Raw genomic sequence first — 1,384 nt, 5'->3', positions numbered from 1 at the left:
GAGTTATTGTCAAATCTGGTGTATGACCATCAGGCGGCGTCTCTGCCAGTTTGATCATCCACCTGCTCTCCATCCCGAAACTGGACGTTGTCCACGACCAGCTTCAGTTGGTCGAACCCCTTGATCCGCTTCCAGCGTTTTTGGGCGGATTGGAGTAATTTGAACACCATCGATAAGGTGGTGTCGCGAGAGCCGCAGGATCGGCTCTGCTTGGTTCTTAACCGCACGGTGGCGAAGGTGGATTCAATCGGATTGGTGGTCCGCAAGTGAATCCAGTGAATGGCCGGGAAATCGTAGAAGGCCAACAGCTCGTCCCGGTCCTTCTCAAGGTTTTCCATGGCCTTCGGGTACTTGTCCTGAAACCGCTTCAACGTGCTGTCAAAGGCCTTGTGTGCGCTGTCACGGGTCTCCGCCAGATAGATCTCGTGCAAGGCTGACTTCACTTTCGGTTGTACTGACTTGGGCAGCTTGTCCAGTACGTTAGCGGTCTTGTGCACCCAGCACCGCTGGTGCCGGGTTTCCGGAAACACCTTGCTCAGCGCTTTCCAGAAGCCCAGAGCCCCGTCGCCTACGGCCAGCTTGGGCGCATAATCCAGGCCACGTTCCCGCAAGCCAGTGAGCAGCTCACGCCAGCTGGCTTCAGACTCCCGGTGGCCATCTTCAACAGCCACCAGCTCCTTGTGGCCGTGCTCAGTGACCCCAATGATCACCAGCAGGCAGAGCCGGTCATCCAGGCGGACATTGCTGTAGACACCGTCCGCCCACCAGTAAACGTAGCGCTTCTGGCCCAGGTCACGGTGACACCACTCCTCGTGCTCCTTCAGCCACTGGGCCTTGAGCCGGGTCACCGTATTGGCGGACAACCCCTTGGCCTGCTCACCGACCAAGGCGTTCAGAGCCTCCTGAAAGTCGCCAGAGGAGACCCCTCGCAGGTAGAGCCAAGGGATGAGCTCATCCAGACTCCGAGCCCGCTTCAAGTACGGCGGCAGGAGCTGGCTGTTAAAGCGAATGCCGGAGCCGCTGCGGTCTCTGACCTTGGGCACCTGAACGTCAACATCCCCAACGCCTGTCTGGATTGTGCGCTTGGGTAGGTGTCCGTTGCGCACCACAGCTTGGCGCCCATCAGGTGTTGAAACATCGGCATACTGGTTCAGCAAGCCCTGAAGCTCCGACTCGACCGCCTTGGCAATCAGGTCACGGGCACCCTGACGGATCAGCTCGTGCAATGGGTCGGTGGTGGCCACCTCTGGTTGTGAAAGAGCGTGCAGGTTAGACTTGGACATGGCGTATCATTCCTCTGTTGGTTGTGATCTTGGCGGTGATCAACCAACAGGATACGCCACCCCTTCAGCCTGCTTCCATACACCAGAAATCACCATAGCTC

The 1,384-nt window shown here is 58.2% G+C and carries 1 protein-coding gene; it reads right to left on the bottom strand.

Features of this window, described 5'->3' with window-relative positions; genetic code table 11:
* Positions 1 to 29 precede the first annotated feature (29 nt).
* Positions 30 to 1,283, bottom strand: a complete 1,254-nt coding sequence (locus tag BIS10_RS18740) for an IS256 family transposase (protein ID WP_085918100.1) — start codon at positions 1,281 to 1,283, stop codon at positions 30 to 32.
* Between the last annotated feature and the right edge of the window lie 101 nt (positions 1,284 to 1,384).

The organism is Halomonas sp. 707B3 (genome assembly GCF_024158645.1).
In the GTDB taxonomy this organism is placed as follows: Bacteria; Pseudomonadota; Gammaproteobacteria; order Pseudomonadales; family Halomonadaceae; genus Vreelandella; species Vreelandella lionensis.
This window is presented reverse-complemented; position numbering and strand designations above follow the sequence as displayed.

What these genes read in the sequence shown, in the direction of transcription:
- BIS10_RS18740 (WP_085918100.1), bottom strand. Translation starts at nt 1,283, where the DNA reads ATGTCCAAGTCTAACCTGCACGCTCTTTCACAACCAGAGGTGGCCACC.